Below are 16,286 nucleotides of genomic sequence, written 5' to 3'. Positions count from 1 at the left end.
AGTAAAAATGCCTTCATTTGATATCGTCTCAGAAATTGATAAACATGAGTTGATCAATGCCGTCGATCAAGCCAACCGTGAAGTGGATACACGTTATGATTTTCGCGGCACTGAGTCCAGTTTTGAGCTGGGCAATGACAACCAAATTACCATGAAAACGGAATCAGAATTTCAGTTGGAACAGATGTATCAGATTCTGATTCAAAAATTGAACCGCCGTGGCATTGATATCCGTGCCATCGAGCTGCAAGATCCAGATGTACAGGTGAAAACGGCGAAACAGGTGGTTAAGGTGCGTGAAGGATTGGAAGCAGCAGATGCGAAACAGATCATTAAAATGATTAAAGACAGCAAGTTGAAAGTACAGGCTGCGAATCAAGGTGACAGCATTCGTGTGACAGGTAAAAAGCGAGATGACCTTCAGCAAGTGATGCAGATGCTTAAAGAGAGTGAAGAGATTGGTCTTCCGTTACAGTTTAAGAATTTTAAAGATTAATGATGAGAATCCAGAAAAGTATGAATTTAAATAAAGATCAGGCACAACAGATCGCTTCAGTGCTCGCTGAAGCCCTGCCTTATATCCAACGATTTGCCGGCAAAACCATTGTGGTGAAATATGGCGGCAATGCGATGATTGATGACAAGCTCAAAGAGGGGTTTGCGCGAGATATTGTCTTAATGAAACTGGTCGGTATGAACCCAGTGGTGGTGCATGGCGGCGGCCCGCAGATTGCGGATTTGCTCAAGCGGATTGGTAAAGAGTCTGAGTTTATTCAAGGCATGCGCGTGACCGATTCCGAGACCATGGATATTGTGGAGATGGTCCTCGGCGGCTCCGTCAATAAAGAGATTGTGAACCTGATTCACCAGCATGGGGGGCGGGCAGTCGGGTTGACCGGTAAGGATGGCGATATGATTCGTGCCCGTAAAATGGAGATGACTGCGTTTAATGAAGCGTTAAATGCCTCTGAAATTATTGATTTGGGGCATGTGGGCGAAGTGGAACGCATAAACACCGAGGTGATTGATACGATGGTGAACAGTGGCTTTATTCCAGTGATTGCACCTGTGGGCGTCGGGCAAGATGGTCGCTCTTATAATATCAATGCCGATTTGGTTGCCGGAAAGGTAGCGGAAGCGTTGAAAGCTGAGAAACTGATGTTGCTGACCAATACGCCAGGTTTACTGGATAAAGCGGGTAACCTCTTGACAGGCCTGAACTCTGAAAAGGTGGCCGAGCTGATTCAGGATGGCACCATCTATGGCGGCATGCTGCCTAAGATCCGCTGTGCGTTGGAAGCGGTGCAAAAGGGGGTGCATTCTTCGCATATTATTGATGGGCGTGTTGAGCATGCCGTGATGCTAGAAGTCTTTACCGATGAAGGGGTGGGGACACTGATTACCAATCATTAACAAAAAAGCGCCTATTCTGGAAGGCGCTTTGATTAGAGACCTTTGCACGAGATGGTTCTACGGCTAAAAATGGCTAAAATTTCCCTTCTCGTTGTTGGAAAACTTGGCAATAGTTGGGCTATTGCCTGCGTTTCCCGCCTAGATATGGAAAATTTTTTCTCATTTTTAGCTCGCATCCCACTCATGCAAAGGTCTCGATTAAATTTTTTCAATCATTTTCAGAATCAGATTGGCTGAATGACGGGCAGCCGTTTCTAAGAATTGCTCAAAGGTCACCACATTCTCTTTGCCCGCAATATCTGATAGGGCGCGAATAATCACAAAGGGTACTTCAAAGGCGTGACAGACTTGTGCAATGGCGGCCGCTTCCATCTCTGCGGCAATCATTTCAGGAAAGCGTTGGCGAACTTGCTCAACATCTGCCGGGTCATACATAAAACGATCCCCCGTGGCAATGAGCCCAGTTTTGGCTTTAAGCTGAGGCAAGGTTTGCAGGGCTTCTTGGGCCACCTTGACCAACTCCGCATTGGGTAGAAAGCATTGTGGTTGCCCTGGAACTTGGCCATACGCATAGCCGAAAGGGGAGACATCCACATCATGATGACAGACGGCTTCGCTGATGACCACATCACCCACATCCAGAGAGGGATCGAAGCCCCCCGCGGAGCCGGTGTTGATCACGGCATCTGGTGTATAGAGTTGGCATAAGAGGGTGGCGCCAATGGCTGCATTGACTTTGCCAATGCCCGACTTGAGTAAGGCAATGTCATGACCCGCATACTCTCCGAGTGTATATTCAAACCCAGCATGGAATTCTGTCGTCGCATTGTGCAACTGGGCACGCAATAATGCGACCTCCTCTTCCATTGCGCCAATAATGCCTAGGCGTTTCGCATGCATTTAAGCGACCTCGTTGCCCAGTTCAGCTAACTTTTCTGCAGAGAGCGCAATGTCTTCATTTTTCATCACGCCAATGCCTTTATCCAAAACGCCTTGCGCGATTGCTTTTGCTTCGTCTAAGGAGTGCATTTTATAGCTGCCGCACTGGTAGATATTGAGCTCTGGAATGTGCTGCATATCGGGCACGGCCAACACATCTTTCATCGAAGCAGCCCAAGCCTCTGCCACCCGCTGCTCATCCGGCGCGCCGATCACGCTCATATAAAAGCCAGTACGGCACCCCATCGGTGAGATGTCGATCACTTCCACATCTTCACTGTTTAAGTGCTCACGCATAAAGCCTGCGAATAGGTGTTCTAGGGTATGAATGCCTTTTTCACTCATCATTTCCTCATTGGGCTTACAGAAGCGTAAATCAAATACGGTGATGGTGTCTCCGCAAGGGGTCTGCATCGTTTTTGCCACGCGAACGGCTGGAGCAGGCATAATGGTGTGATCAACGGTAAAACTATCGAGTAATGGCATTGGTTTTTTCCTTTTGATTAATAGATGGAATCATTATACTGAAATTTTAGAAACATGCGTTGAATAGGTGTATTGTGAAAATTTGGGTGGATGCGGATGCTTGTCCGGGCGTGATTAAAGAGATTTTGTTTAAGGCGGCAAATCGGGTAAAAATACCGATGACCTTAGTCGCCAATCATGGGATGTCTATTCCTCCCTCCCCTTATATCGACTTTATTCAGGTCAGGCAAGGGTTTGATGTGGCGGATAATGTGATTGTGCAACGCATGCAAGCGGGGGATTTAGTGGTGACGCAAGACATTCCGCTGGCAGCCGAAGTCATTGAAAAAGGCGGACTGGCTTTGAACCCACGAGGTGAACTTTATACCTTGGAGAATATCCGCCAGCGGCTCAATATGCGAGATTTTATGGAAAGCTTGCGCTCAAGTGGTGTGCAAACGGGAGGTCCTGCAGCTTTCAATCAAAATGCTCGCCAAATGTTTGCCAATCAACTCGACCGCTTGTTAAGGCAGTATTTAAAAGCGCCTTGAGATTGACCCTTCTAAGAGGCAGGACTGGGGATTTTGGCAAGCTTTTGACTTTTTGAGGTTAATTTGTAGTGAGCATTTCTCGAACGGTTTGTATGACTGGTTGGGTTTCCGGGCGGACACCGCGCCAGAGTGCAAACGCTTCTGCGGCTTGCTCGACCAGCATGCCTAAACCATCTGCGGTTTGGCAGTGGGGGTGATGTTGCTGCGCCCATTGCAAAAAGGGGGTCGGTTGAGCGCCATACATCATATCATAGACCAAACTGTTTTCTCCGAGTAGTTTGGGCGAAATGGGTAGAGGTTTTCCCGCTAAACTGGCGGCGGTGCCATTAATAATAAGGTCCCACTGTTGAAGCGGAATCGCTTCCCAACCGCTGGCTGAAATCGGACAGGTCGCATTGGGGAGAAAGCGTTGAGCCAATGATTCCGCGCGAGCTACAGTCCGATTGGCGATATGCACTTGTGCAGGCAGTTGCTCTAAAATAGGTTGTAATACCCCTTGCACGGCACCTCCGGCGCCCAAAATCAGTACCGACTGGTTTTGGATCGCTCTTTGGCAGTTGTTTTGAATATCATTCACTAAACCGACGCCGTCGGTATTTTCCCCCAAGGTGGTGCCATCTTCTTTAAACAGAAAGGTGTTGACCGCTTCCGCAGTTTGTGCTCTCGGTGTTATTTCATCCGCATATTCAAAGGCTTCAAGTTTATAGGGCACGGTAATGTTCAGCCCTCGGTAGCCTTTTTGTTTAAGACGATCTACTGCATAAGCAAAAGGGGTTTGCTCAATGAGAATCGCTTCATAGACTAAATTTTGTTGCGTCTGTTCTGCAAAAAGGCGATGGATTAAAGGCGATTTAGAGTGGGCAATGGGATTGCCCACTACGGCATATAAATCAGGCTGTTGCATTAATGATACCCTTGCTCATAGAGCCAAATCGCCGCCTCTTTGGCATAATAGGTCAGAATGCCATCCGCGCCAGCGCGTTTACAGCTCAGTAAACTTTCAAGCACCGCTGCCCTTTCATCCACCCAGCCATTAAGCGCAGCGGCTTTGAGCATCGCATATTCTCCGCTCACATGGTAAACAAAAGTGGGCGCTTTAAATTCATCTTTAATGCGGCGCACAATGTCTAAATAGGGCAGTCCAGGTTTTACCATGACCATATCCGCACCTTCATTTAAATCAAGAGCGACTTCGTGAAGGGCCTCATTGCTGTTGGCCGGATCCATTTGATAGGTGTATTTATTGCCGGCGCCTAAATTTGCAGCAGAGCCGACGGCATCGCGGAAGGGGCCATAAAATGAAGAGGCATACTTGGCTGAATAGGCCATAATGCGTGTATGAATTTGACCATTGTCCTCAAGATATTCCCTGAGCTCAATTATCCGACCATCCATCATATCTGAAGGGCCAATGACATCCGCACCCGCCTCTGCATGGCTAAGGGCCTGCTTTAATAAAACATCAATGGTTTCATCATTGAGCACATAACCGGTCTCATCAATAATGCCATCTTGACCATGAGTCGTGTAGGGGTCAAGGGCGACATCGGTCATTACGCCCATCTCTGGACAGGCTGCTTTGATAGCGCGGACCGCTCTTTGCACAAGCCCCTCCGGATTATAAGCCTCTTTGGCGGTTAAGCTTTTGGTGGTTGGATCGGGCACTGGGAACAGGGTGACCATCGGGATGCCAAGGTCAAAGAGTTCTTTCACCTCTTCGACCAACAGATCAATCGTATAGCGGACAATTCCGGGCATTGAAGGGACTTCTTGTGTCGTCTCTTCCCCCTCAATGACAAACATGGGATAAATTAAATCATTGGTTGTCAGTACGGTTTCTCGCATCAGGCGACGCGAAAAATCATCTTTGCGCATGCGGCGCATTCGGGTAATGGGAAATTGACGGTTCAGCATGATCAGTCCTTTTTAGCCTTGAGGTTGGGAGAGTTGAATGATACCGTATCTGTTTGAGAAAAAGAAGGAGGCGGACTCATGGAAAACATGGAGTATTTATTTTTTGATCGCACTTTAGCAGAAAAATTTATGGCCCAATGCCGACCGCATGCGGAATCGCTCTTTATTCAGACAGAAGAGACCCCTGCAGATGGGGAGGCTTATTCCGTGGTGCTAGAAGTGATAAAGGGAGAAGAGGCAGTTGAAACGGTTGAACAATATTATGATGAGCTGTTTTTTGGTGAACAGGCGGCATTAATCGAAGGGAATGGCAGCGAGGGGGCACTGGCGGATGCTTGCGGTGTGCAGATTAAACTCAGTAGCGGTGAATATACCACGGTAGAAGTCGATCCTGAGATTATGAATAAACTGCTTTCGGTGCTGACTGTCGATGAGCTTCAACAGTTTTTGGCGCAAGTGGCGGAGGATATTGAATTTCCTAAATCTGGGCCAATTTGTCAACGGCAGCAAAGGCAGCAGAAGGGATGATATAAAAAATTGTTATAGAAAATGCTAAATAAGTCATAAAAAATTTATATAAGTGTTTTCTAATTTTTCTTGATGTTTAACTTGCGATTAATTTAGATAAAACATATTATTTCCCAAAGCACTTTAAAAGGTGTTGCCGCAACAGTGCGGTAATTAAATCGCTGACAAAATACTAACCTCTTGAAGCTGAGGTCTTTTTGCCTAGCAAAAAGGTCAATCAAGGAGCATTAAATGACAGATAAAATTGTAGAAAAGGTTGCGCTACAGACAGAAGAAAGTCGCAGCCAAAGCCGTCGTGCCTTTTTAAAAGGTTCTGCGGCTGTCGCTGGGGGTGTTCTGTTCACAAAGGCAGCTTCCGCTGCAGACAGTGCACATTACGATCCTAAGAAAGCCGTTGCCCCTTATGCGGGTAAAGAAGAGATCACAACCGTATTGCAGGATGGTCCTGCACGTAAGTCACTGGGTTTCGGTGTACGTAAATATCCTTACGGCATGCCTTCTCCCTATGAAGCTGAAGTCCAGCGCCGTACACTGGAGTGGTTGACGCCTGACTCTATGGCTTCAATCACCATGACCCCAATTCAAAGCTTGCATGGTATTATTACCCCAAATGGTCTTCACTTTGAACGCTTTCACGGAGGGGTGCCAACCATTAACCCTGATGAGCACCGTTTAGTGATCCATGGTTTGGTTGAGCGTCCATTGATCTTTACGATGGATGACCTTAAACGTTTCCCATCCATTTCTCGTATTCACTTTATTGAATGTCCTGCAAACGGTGCGATGGAATGGAAGGGGGTTCAGTTGAACTCTGTTCAATGGACACACGGCATGATGTCTTGTGTGGAATACACTGGGGTTCGTCTTTCTGATCTATTGAAAGAAGCAGGGATCAAGCCAGAAGGAAAATGGATTATTCCTGAAGGTGCGGATGCATCCGGAATGTCTCGTTCGCTTCCAGTTGAATTAGCAATGGATGACTGTTTTGTCGCTTATGCCCAAAACGGTGAAGCCTTGCGTCGTGAACAAGGGTATCCAATTCGTTTAGTCGTGCCAGGTTGTGAAGCCAATATGTGGGTGAAATACCTACGTCGCATCTATGTCCATGATGTGCCACTTCAACACCGTGAAGAGACTTCTAAATATACAGAATTGATGCCTGATGGAACGGCACAGCGTTTCTCATGGTATATGGAGGCCAACTCTGTCATTACCTATCCATCACCAGATTTCAAGATGCAAGGTCCTGGTAAATACTATGTTCGTGGTTTGGCTTGGTCTGGACGCGGTAAAGTTTCACATGTGGATGTCTCCTTTGATGGTGGTAAGAACTGGCATGAAGCCCACTTTACGTCACCGGTGCTTGATAAAGCTTGGACGCGTTTTGAAATTGAGTGGGATTGGGATGGCTCCGAAGCTTTCCTTATGAGTCGTACAACGGATGAAACAGGTTATGTACAGCCTCCTATGCCACAAATGCGTGAAATCGAAGGAACCAATAACGTTTACCACCGTACGGCCATGGTAACTTGGCGTGTACATCCATGGGATAACGGTAAAAACGGAGGCATGATCGAAAATGTTCAATACTAAACAAACTTTAATTGCCGCTGCATTGACGGCAGCATTTGCAGGTTCGGCAATGGCGATGAGTGGTGAACACACCGGCTCAACTAAAGCCAGCGCTGAAAAAATTAATGGTAAATATGCTGCTAACTATAAAGAGATCATCAAAGAAAATGGTGGTAAGTATTTAGATCCTAAAGTGATTGAAGCCATCTTGGGCAAAGATGCGACCTATGGTCGTGCTGGTTTGGAAGGGAAACTAGATCCAGCAAACCCTTACTCTTTTGAAGTGGATGACAGCATTGATGGGGGGAATCACGGTAATGCACAATGTAAGATTCCTGCCGCATTTGTTGAAGTGCATGAGTCTGCGCGCAAGCATTATCAAGATGATGCTAAATTCGTTGCCAAGGGTTTTGGTACACCGATTGCTGAGTCTGCATTGAAAAAATGGAATATCTCTGTTGATGGAGATGGTAATGGTCTACCTGATCCTTCTGTAGGCATGACGGTTGAAAAAGGTGGGCAGATCTATGTTCAGTTCTGCGGTATGTGTCATGGTGAGTTCGGTGAAGGGGCTAAAGGCTATCTTCCCCTAGCGGGCGGAAGTGAAAGCTTAGTAACCAGTGATTTCACTGATCCAGCACCGATTAAAACCGTGGGTAACTACTGGCCTTATGCAACAACCTTCTTTGATTATGTGCGTCGTGCGATGCCTTACTGGTCGCCTAATTCACCCGCGATTGGTGATGCCGGTTACTTAGGGATGACAGGTTATATCCTTCAAGCGAACGAGATTCCAATCGATGAGAACGGCACTCAGCTTGAAGATGATACTTTCTTTAACTCTGAGTTGTTAATGAAAGCAAATAAGTTTATGCCAAACCAGGCAAACTTCTTCTGTGATCACCGTCCTGTTATTCATAACGAGCGTTGCATGAAAGATTGTCCTGACTATATGGTTGGGGATGGAAAAGGCAACATCCATAATTATCGTCAAGCACGTAAGCTGCCAAATGGTGAGCCACAGTACAATGTACCACAGCGTTTACACGAAGCACCTCCAGGGGTGGGTCACGCAGGTATGTAATCGGATTATTTAATCTGATAAATAGAAGCCCCGCCTTGGCGGGGTTTTTTTATGCCAGTATTAAATATTGATTGCAAAGTGAATGAAAACCGTTAAAATAGCGTTATTCTTTTAGGAAATAACGCTTATGCCAGAACTGATTGATCCTTTTAACCGTAAGATTGAGTATTTGCGGGTCTCTGTCACCGACAAATGCAACTATCGTTGCGGTTACTGCATGCCAGAACAAGGCGTGCATCCTGAAGGACGTCATACGGAATATTTGGACTATGATGAATTAGCCCGGATTATTCAGGCATTTGTGGAACTGGGTGTCGCAAAGGTGCGGATTACGGGAGGAGAGCCTTTGGTCCGTAAAAACCTACACCACCTAATTGAATCCATCAGTCCATTGGCTGGATTGCAAGAAATTGCGCTTTCCACCAATGCGCATCATCTAGCCCGCGAAGCGGCCAAGCTCAAGCAGGCTGGCGTTACCCGAGTGAATATCTCAATAGACTCCTTGAGACCTCAGCGATTTAAAAACATTACTCGGGGGGGCGATCTGCAAAAAGTGTTGGCTGGTGTGGATGCAGCTTTGGCGGTGGATATGCGGCCGGTAAAGTTTAATATGGTGGTCATGAAAGGCACGAATGACGATGAGATTGAAGCCATGGTCGAATATGGCATCGAGAAAGGCGTAGAAGTGCGTTTTATTGAAACCATGCCGATTGGGCCAGCCGGTGTCAGCATGATGGATCAGCACTATGCGGCGGATAAGATTCTTGCCAGGGTCAAAGCGCATGTGGGGTCGGATTTAATACCGGTGCAGAGTCGTAGCCATGATGGGCCCGCGCGTAATTATCAAATTGCAGGCACAGAAGCAAAAATCGGGGTGATTTCAGCGGTCTCCCAACACTTTTGTGAAACCTGTAATCGGGTGCGTCTGACAGCGAAAGGCATTTTGGCTCTCTGTTTAGGGCAGGAAGATTCGGTCGATCTGCGCACCCCCTTGCGCGAGGGGGTCAGTGATGCAGAGCTGAAACAGTTGATTGTGGATGCGATGCAGAAAAAACCAGAACGTCATTTCTTTAATGAGAATGTGCATAATATTGAATTTAGACAGATGGTCTCATTAGGAGGCTGAGGAGCAAAACGATGGTCAAGGTTTTATATTTTGCCAGTTTTCGAGAAGTCCTTGGTAAGCCGCAAGAGCAGTTACCGGCGGATATTCACTCCGTGGAAGAGCTGTTAAAGCGGCTTGCAGAGCGCGGTGAAGTTTGGCAACAGGCTCTATTGAACAATCCCAATCTGCAAATTGCAGTGAATCAGGATATGGCCGATCGTCAAACGCCTATTCGCTCTGGAGATGAAGTCGCCTTTTTCCCACCTGTAACAGGGGGTTGAGGGATGAATGAATATCCGCAGATTAAAATTCAACAGGCCGATTTTGATCTGACCACAGAGGTTCAGCAGTTGCGAGCCGGTCATAAAGACATCGGGGCAGTGGTGGCTTTTGTTGGAACGGTGCGTGATATTAATGAAGGGGATGAGGTGTCTATTCTGGAGCTGGAACATTATCCAGGGATGACCGAGCGGGCACTGGAAAAAATTCGTCAGCAAGCTCATCAACGTTGGTCGCTCGAAGCCAGTTTGATTATTCATCGTGTGGGTAAAATGTACCCCACTGATCAAATTGTCCTAGTTGCGGTGGCTTCTCGTCACCGAGAGAATGCCTTTGATGCGGCACATTTTATGATGGACTACTTGAAAACCAATGCCCCTTTCTGGAAAAAAGAGACCTTACCCAATGGCGAAACCCGTTGGGTCGATGCCCGTATCAGTGATAAAGAAGCCGAACAACGCTGGGCTGTTTAAAAGAGAGCTTAAGATTATGTCTATGAAAACCTTTGATGAAGCGCTCGCCTATTTACTTGAACAAGCCAGTCCTATAGGTGAAACGGAAACGCTGCCCTTGACTCAGTTACATGGTCGGATTTTGGCAGAAGACATCATCTCGCCGGTCAATGTGCCACCGATGCCAGTCGCCACCATGGACGGATATGCGGTGAGCGCTGAATCGGTTGCGCAAAATTCAACCCTCCCTATTACTCAACGCATTGCTGCAGGCGATCAGCCGGAAGCGCTACAAGCGGGCACTGCCGCCAGAATCTTTACCGGTGCGGCCATTCCCCAAGGTGCAGATGCAGTGGTGATGCAAGAAGAGACCACTTTTGATGAAACGCATCATCAAGTCACAATCAATGCGCCCGTACAAGCTGGGCAAAATATCCGTGCAACAGGCGCAAGTATTCAAAAAGGGGCTAAAGTTTTAACGGTGGGGCAAAAATTGCGCCCTCAAGAAGTTGGTTTAATGGCCTCCATGGGGATTGCGCAAGCGCAGGCCTATCGACGTTTAAAGGTGGCCACTTTTACCACAGGTGAAGAACTCCTCGAACCGGGGCAAGCCCCAGAAGCGGGGAAAATCTTTAATGCCAACCGTTATCTATTATCCGGCTTAATCTCTGAACTGGGCTTGGAGTTCATCGATCTGGGTCAAGTATCAGATACGCTTGAAGCCACACAAGACGCGCTTAAACAGGCTGCTTCCGTGGCCGATGTGGTCATGACCACTGGCGGCGTATCGGTGGGTGGTGAGGATCATGTGAAGCCGGCGGTTGAGTCTCTTGGCAGTTTGAATATGTGGAAGGTAAAAATGAAGCCGGGCAAACCTTTGGCCTATGGTACGGTGCTAGATAAACCCTTTATTGGGCTCCCCGGCAATCCAGTCTCTGCATTTGCCACCTTTAAGCTCTTTGCCCAACCCTTTCTGCGAAAAATGCAAGGCGAGCAGCAGGTCGTGCCTCAGCCGCTATTTGTGAAAGCGGACTTTGATTGGCGCAAGCCCGGTTTTCGTCGTGAATTTGCACGGGGACGTTTACGGCACCAGGGAACCGAAACTTGGGTAGAACTGTTTGCCAATCAAGATTCGGGTGTTTTGACCTCAACGGTTTGGGCTGAAGGCTTTGTGGTCATTCCTGAAGACAGTACCCTCGCAAAAGGGGACACTGTCGCCTTTTATCCCTTTTAAAGGAGGCCGTGATGAGCGAAAATCAAAGCTTAACCCATCTGGATGATAAAGGTCAGGCGCGGATGGTGGATGTGTCAGATAAAGCAACAACGGCTCGTGAAGCCACTGCAATGGCGGTCATTCATATGCAACCTGAAACCTTGGCGATGATTGTCGAAGGCCGGCATAAAAAAGGTGATGTGATGGCCACGGCTCGCATTGCGGGCATTATGGCTGCCAAACGTACGCCCGACCTTATCCCCATGTGTCATCCCCTTATGATCACTTCGGTTAAGGTCGAATTAACACCCAATGAAACTGATAGCACCGTCACCGTCTATGCGACCTGTAAAACGGTGGGACAGACTGGAATAGAGATTGAAGCCTTAACCGCTGCTTCGATTGCCGCCTTAACCCTTTATGATATGTGCAAAGCGGTCGATCGAGGTATGGTGATTGATCAAGTGCAGCTTTTAGAGAAAAAAGGCGGTAAAAGTGGCCATTGGCAGCGTACAGAAACGGATCTTTCTAAAAGGAGCTTATAGCATTTAAAAGTGAAATTACCATAGCCGTTTAAAGGAGGGTCTATGATTTTTAACAAAAGAGATTTGTCTCTGTTTCCCGTGCAATTTTTTGCAGTTTTGATGGGGATTTCAGGACTGAGTATCGTCTATGCAAAAGCTTCTCATGTCTTAGATTTTTCTTTAATTTGGTATTGGTCTCTTTTGGCCATCAATACCCTTTTGTTTTTTCTGATTTTCACGATTTATCTATTTAAGTGGGTAAAGTATCCGCATAAAGTAGAAGAGGAGCTTAATCATCCAATAAAAAGCTCATTTGTGCCTGCGATCTCTATCAGCATGCTGTTGCTTTCAATCGCCTATTATGACTATGCCCCTACGGTTTCGGTTACTTTTTGGTACATGGGGGCAGCATTGCATCTATTTTTTACACTTAGAACCATCAAATTTTGGATGATGCATGAAAAGCTCAATATCAACCATATAAATCCAGCTTGGTTTATACCGGTGGTCGGTAATCTGCTGGTTCCGATTGTCGGTGTTGATGTATTACCTGTAGCGATTTCAATCTTCTATTTTTCAATCGGTATTTTTTATTGGCTCACGCTGTTTATTATCGTTATGTACCGCATGATCTTTCATCACCCAATGCCATTAAAACTTGTTCCTACACTCTTTATTCTGATTGCGCCACCAGCGGTCGGATTTATCAGTTATTTTAGAATTACTTTTGGAAGCATTGATATGATGAGTCTGTTTTTGTACTCGATCGCACTGGTGATAACACTTTTGATGTTCGTAAAATTAAGAGTTTTTATCAGTTCAAAGTTTTTTATCTCTTGGTGGGCTTATACTTTCCCACTTGCTGCGGTTTCCATCGCATCCATTTTGATGTATATGACCTATCACAACGATTTTAATTACATTGTTTCACTATTTTTAACCAGTCTGACCACTTTGGTGGTGGCTTTAGTCTTTATCAAAACTGTGATAGCGATTAAAAATGAAGAAATTTGTTTAGCAGAGGAAGAGTAACATGAGTAAAAGAAGTCTTATCGCCGGTCTTATTTTAGGGATTGTCATCGCTATTTTTATCATACCGTTTGGTTATAAATTAGCCTTTAAAGAGATGCTGTTTAAAGAGGTTCCGAGCCCTTTTGGGTTGGAAAAAACGGTCTCTTTGCTAACAGATAGAATCAATCATAAAGATGGTTGGCATGTGACGGAAGTCATAGATCAAGAGCAAGAAATCCTTAAATATGGTGGGTCGGATGTTGGCAAAGTGAAAATCATAAAATTTTGCAATGCCAAACTCTCTTCTAAAATGTTAGCAGCAGATGATAGAAAATATATGTCGGTAAAAATGCCGCTCAGTATCTCCGTCTATGAAAAAAGCGATGGTAAAGTTTATATTGGACTGATGAATGGCTATCTGATGTCAAGGATGTTTAGTGGCACTGCAGAAGGTGAGGTGATGGAATCTGTCGTCAAAGATATGGAAGAGATCATGAGCTTTTTACATTTTAGATATACGATATTTTAGTCAAAAGGCAAACAACACGTTTGCTTATTAAACGATTTAACAGACCCGCTATGCCTATGACTTGTCCGCAAGTTACGCATAAATCGAGTGGGTTTTTTATTTTTAAGCCCATGAAAAAAAGGGCAAATTGCCCTTTTAAATTTTAAAACCGTCATAAGAAGAGGCTTATTTGAAAGTCTCTACAGATTGTTGAATGTTTTGCAGAATGGTGCTTTGGATCACTTGTTGTGAAGTCTCACTCTCTTGATCCAGCTCTCCAATCAAATCTTTTCGCATTTCAATGGTTAAATAGGCCATGCGGCAAGAGATGATATCGGATTCTTTATCTGTGAGCTTCTCATCTTTCATATAGCGTTTTATGTCTTGTAAAAAGTTGCCATAAGCTTTGAGAAAACTGGGTGAGGCGACAATGGCCACTTTGTGCGCTAAAAACTCTAACTGCATCATCTGCTCATCATCAAAAGAACGGTTCAACAAGAGTTCCTCGAGTTCCTTAATGACCTCTAAATAGACACTGGATTTTAGATCAAGGTATTTAACCGTTTTTTCTTTATCCAGTTCAACTTCAGATTGCTTCCTTAACAGTAAAGCGGTGATCAAAACAGTGGCAAGGGTGCCTAAAAAGATGAGGGCAATTTCCTGAGTAAAAGGAAATTGATCTGAAACCTCAAAAGCGTAACGCAAAAAGGCGTAGCCACTGATAAACATGATCGTCGTGGCGAGAATGGTGATAAGTTCACTGGGTTTTTTCATTATAAAATCCTCTGAGTCTTTTTTGACTAGAGCGCCCTCTAAGGGCGCTTGCATCAACGGCGCTTGTTTTTAAGGCTGTTTTTAAAAGATTTACGTGGACGAGCATTTTGGCCTTTTTCAGGCTGTAGATCTAAGCGTTGGCCACAGACCCAAGCATTGCGCAAAGTGTTGAGAATCTCTTTGGGCATCTGTTCAGGCAGATCGACGGTGCTATGGCTCTCATCAATATTTAATTTTTGGATAAATTCACTCTCAATGCCCGCTTCATTGGCAATGCAGCCGACAATATTACCAGGTTTAACGCCGTGCTGGCGGCCAACATTTAGACGGTATCGTTCCATGCCATCATTTGGTGCGCTGTTGCGTCGTGTACCTCGTGGCGCTTCGTCACGACGACTGTTTCGATCACGACGAGGGCGTTCATCGCGGTATTGGGGCTCAGGCTTATCTTCTAAGAAGAAGGGCACGTCTCCTTGCAGTAAACGTGCCGTGGCCGCAGCGATTTCAATTGCAGGTACATTTTGTTCGTTCTCAATCTGCTGCACAATATCTTGATAGAAATCGAGATCATCCATCTCTAAGGCTTCAATAATACGTGCTTTAAAGCGTTCGACGCGATTGTTATTAATTTCAACCGTACTGGGCAGGTGCATCTGCTCAATTTTTTTCTTGGTGGTGCGCTCAATCATGCTGAGCAAGCGACGCTCTCTTGGCGCCACAAACAGAATGGCTTTACCAGAGCGACCGGCACGACCTGTACGTCCAATACGGTGCACATAGGACTCCGCATCTTGTGGAATGTCATAGTTAATGACCAGGCTAATGCGTTCCACGTCCAAGCCGCGAGCAACGACATCGGTGGCAATTAAAATATCAATTTTGCCCTGTTTGAGTTGGTTCACAATGCGTTCACGGTGATTTTGCGCGACATCGCCATTGAGCGCTGCGGCGGAATAGCCTCTCGCTTCTAATTTTTCCGCCAAATCGACCGTTGCGGTTTTTGTGCGTACAAAGATAATGACGCCATCAAAGGGTTCGGCTTCCAACACGCGGGTCAAAGCATCCAGCTTATGCGGCCCACTGACCAAAAGATATTTTTGTTCAATGGTGACGGCAGTGCCCGTTTTCTGCTTGATAATCACTTCAGTTGGATTTTTTAGATATTGAGTGGCAATTTTGTGAATCTCTTTGGGCATGGTCGCAGAGAATAAGGCGATTTGACGATTCTCTGGTGTTTGATCCAACACCCAGCGCACATCATCAATAAAGCCCATGCGTAGCATCTCATCCGCTTCATCGAGGACGAGGAGTTTGAGATGATCCAGTTTTAAGGTACCTTTGCGCATATGGTCCATCACACGGCCAGGTGTGCCAACCACCACCTGGGCACCGCGTTTAAGGGCACGAATCTGTGTGCTATATTCGGCACCGCCATAGATGGGGAGTACATGCAGCCCTTTGGTGGCGCGCGCAAATGTTTGAAACGCTTCGGCCACTTGAATTGCCAGCTCACGTGTTGGAGCCAGTACCAGCACTTGCGTATTTTTGTCATTGACATCGACATTGGCGAGTGCAGGTAGGGCAAATGCGGCGGTTTTCCCGGTGCCTGTCTGCGCCTGTCCAAGAATGTCATTGCCGGCTAGTAGGGGCGGGATGGCTTCAGCCTGAATGGGAGAAGGCATCTCATAGCCAATTTCATCCAAGACTTTAAGAAGGTTTTCTGGGAGGCCGAGGTCGCTAAATTTAATTTCGGTATTCATATTGGGTTCCATTTTGATTGAAATAGACCCTGAATATTTTTTCAATGCGGCCGAATTTTTCGCTGAACACAGCACGGTCTGCCACAAGGCTTCTATGAATGGAGAAGTTCACCATCTATTCTGGGTCTGTAGTTAAAAAGAAGCGCTCATCATCTGATCGATGATTTTTGCACGAGACTTTTATTTACATACCA

The 16,286-nt window shown here is 46.1% G+C and carries 19 protein-coding genes; 13 read left to right on the top strand and 6 right to left on the bottom strand.

The features are described 5' to 3' along the window. Nucleotides 1-7: 7 nt before the first annotated feature. Complete coding sequence (locus ACYQ05_RS06470) at nt 8-496, top strand: YajQ family cyclic di-GMP-binding protein (protein WP_459819455.1); 489 nt, start codon at nt 8-10, stop codon at nt 494-496. 20 nt (nt 497-516) lie between these two features. Next, complete coding sequence (gene argB / locus ACYQ05_RS06465) at nt 517-1,413, top strand: acetylglutamate kinase (RefSeq protein ID WP_459819453.1); 897 nt, start codon at nt 517-519, stop codon at nt 1,411-1,413. Nucleotides 1,414-1,611: 198 nt separating this feature from the next. Here the strand turns inward: argB and mtnN are convergent, their stop codons facing one another. Together mtnN and luxS are read right to left on the bottom strand one after the other, a co-directional pair. Further along, complete coding sequence (gene mtnN / locus ACYQ05_RS06460; protein ID WP_459819451.1) at nt 1,612-2,313, bottom strand: 5'-methylthioadenosine/S-adenosylhomocysteine nucleosidase; 702 nt, start codon at nt 2,311-2,313, stop codon at nt 1,612-1,614. Beyond that, the gene (luxS, locus tag ACYQ05_RS06455; RefSeq protein ID WP_459819450.1) at nt 2,314-2,838 is read right to left on the bottom strand and encodes an S-ribosylhomocysteine lyase; all 525 of its coding nucleotides are present in this window, start codon (nt 2,836-2,838) and stop codon (nt 2,314-2,316) included. Nucleotides 2,839-2,912: 74 nt separating this feature from the next. Here luxS and ACYQ05_RS06450 point away from each other — a divergent pair, with 74 nt between their 5' ends. Then, the gene (locus ACYQ05_RS06450) at nt 2,913-3,368 is read left to right on the top strand and encodes a YaiI/YqxD family protein (protein WP_459819448.1); all 456 of its coding nucleotides are present in this window, start codon (nt 2,913-2,915) and stop codon (nt 3,366-3,368) included. A gap of 58 nt (nt 3,369-3,426) precedes the next feature. On the opposite strand, the gene aroE is transcribed toward ACYQ05_RS06450, so the two are convergent. Further along, nucleotides 3,427-4,272 carry a shikimate dehydrogenase gene (aroE, locus tag ACYQ05_RS06445; protein ID WP_459819446.1) on the bottom strand — a complete coding sequence of 282 codons (846 nt, stop codon included), beginning with the start codon at nt 4,270-4,272 and terminating at the stop codon, nt 3,427-3,429. After that, nucleotides 4,272-5,282 (bottom strand): porphobilinogen synthase, encoded by a 1,011-nt coding sequence (gene hemB / locus ACYQ05_RS06440; protein ID WP_459819444.1) that lies wholly within the window; start codon nt 5,280-5,282, stop codon nt 4,272-4,274. Before hemB ends, aroE begins: the two co-directional genes overlap by 1 nt. Nucleotides 5,283-5,360: 78 nt before the next feature. On the opposite strand from hemB, the gene ACYQ05_RS06435 reads away from it, so the two are divergent. The 10 genes from ACYQ05_RS06435 to ACYQ05_RS06390 all read left to right on the top strand — a co-directional run bounded on the left by ACYQ05_RS06435 (nt 5,361) and on the right by ACYQ05_RS06390 (nt 13,579). Further along, nucleotides 5,361-5,810 (top strand): hypothetical protein, encoded by a 450-nt coding sequence (locus tag ACYQ05_RS06435; protein WP_459819442.1) that lies wholly within the window; start codon nt 5,361-5,363, stop codon nt 5,808-5,810. Between the two features lie 231 nt (nt 5,811-6,041). Next, the gene (gene soxC / locus ACYQ05_RS06430; protein WP_459819440.1) at nt 6,042-7,403 is read left to right on the top strand and encodes a sulfite dehydrogenase; all 1,362 of its coding nucleotides are present in this window, start codon (nt 6,042-6,044) and stop codon (nt 7,401-7,403) included. Beyond that, entirely contained in the window at nt 7,390-8,466 is a 1,077-nt protein-coding gene (locus ACYQ05_RS06425) for a c-type cytochrome (protein ID WP_459819438.1), read from the top strand. The genes soxC and ACYQ05_RS06425 overlap by 14 nt, the downstream gene beginning before the upstream one ends. 127 nt (nt 8,467-8,593) lie before the next feature. Beyond that, a complete protein-coding gene (gene moaA / locus ACYQ05_RS06420) occupies nt 8,594-9,592 on the top strand; it encodes a GTP 3',8-cyclase MoaA (RefSeq protein WP_459819436.1) in 999 nt (332 codons plus the stop codon). A gap of 11 nt (nt 9,593-9,603) precedes the next feature. Continuing rightward, on the top strand, nt 9,604-9,852 hold the full coding sequence (gene moaD, locus ACYQ05_RS06415) for a molybdopterin converting factor subunit 1 (protein WP_459819434.1): 249 nt from the start codon (nt 9,604-9,606) through the stop codon (nt 9,850-9,852). 3 nt (nt 9,853-9,855) lie between these two features. After that, nucleotides 9,856-10,323 carry a molybdopterin synthase catalytic subunit MoaE gene (gene moaE / locus ACYQ05_RS06410; protein ID WP_459819432.1) on the top strand — a complete coding sequence of 156 codons (468 nt, stop codon included), beginning with the start codon at nt 9,856-9,858 and terminating at the stop codon, nt 10,321-10,323. A gap of 16 nt (nt 10,324-10,339) precedes the next feature. Beyond that, nucleotides 10,340-11,536, top strand: coding sequence for a molybdopterin molybdotransferase MoeA (locus tag ACYQ05_RS06405; protein ID WP_459819430.1), 1,197 nt, complete (start codon nt 10,340-10,342; stop codon nt 11,534-11,536). An 11-nt stretch (nt 11,537-11,547) separates the two neighbouring features. Continuing rightward, nucleotides 11,548-12,060 carry a cyclic pyranopterin monophosphate synthase MoaC gene (gene moaC, locus ACYQ05_RS06400; RefSeq protein WP_459819429.1) on the top strand — a complete coding sequence of 171 codons (513 nt, stop codon included), beginning with the start codon at nt 11,548-11,550 and terminating at the stop codon, nt 12,058-12,060. 42 nt (nt 12,061-12,102) lie between these two features. Beyond that, a complete protein-coding gene (locus ACYQ05_RS06395) occupies nt 12,103-13,071 on the top strand; it encodes an SLAC1 anion channel family protein (RefSeq protein WP_459819427.1) in 969 nt (322 codons plus the stop codon). Nucleotide 13,072: 1 nt separating this feature from the next. Next, nucleotides 13,073-13,579 (top strand): DUF302 domain-containing protein, encoded by a 507-nt coding sequence (locus tag ACYQ05_RS06390; RefSeq protein WP_459819426.1) that lies wholly within the window; start codon nt 13,073-13,075, stop codon nt 13,577-13,579. A gap of 165 nt (nt 13,580-13,744) precedes the next feature. Here ACYQ05_RS06390 and ACYQ05_RS06385 read toward each other — a convergent pair whose 3' ends face one another. Both ACYQ05_RS06385 and ACYQ05_RS06380 read right to left on the bottom strand, forming a co-directional pair. Continuing rightward, nucleotides 13,745-14,332, bottom strand: a complete 588-nt coding sequence (locus ACYQ05_RS06385) for a hypothetical protein (RefSeq protein ID WP_459819424.1) — start codon at nt 14,330-14,332, stop codon at nt 13,745-13,747. Nucleotides 14,333-14,385: 53 nt separating this feature from the next. Continuing rightward, nucleotides 14,386-16,092, bottom strand: a complete 1,707-nt coding sequence (locus tag ACYQ05_RS06380) for a DEAD/DEAH box helicase (RefSeq protein WP_459819422.1) — start codon at nt 16,090-16,092, stop codon at nt 14,386-14,388. Nucleotides 16,093-16,286 lie beyond the last annotated feature (194 nt).

Source organism: Galenea microaerophila (genome assembly GCF_054657255.1).
The sequence above is the reverse complement of the archived record's forward strand: the minus strand, read 5'-3'. Positions and strand labels throughout refer to the sequence as shown.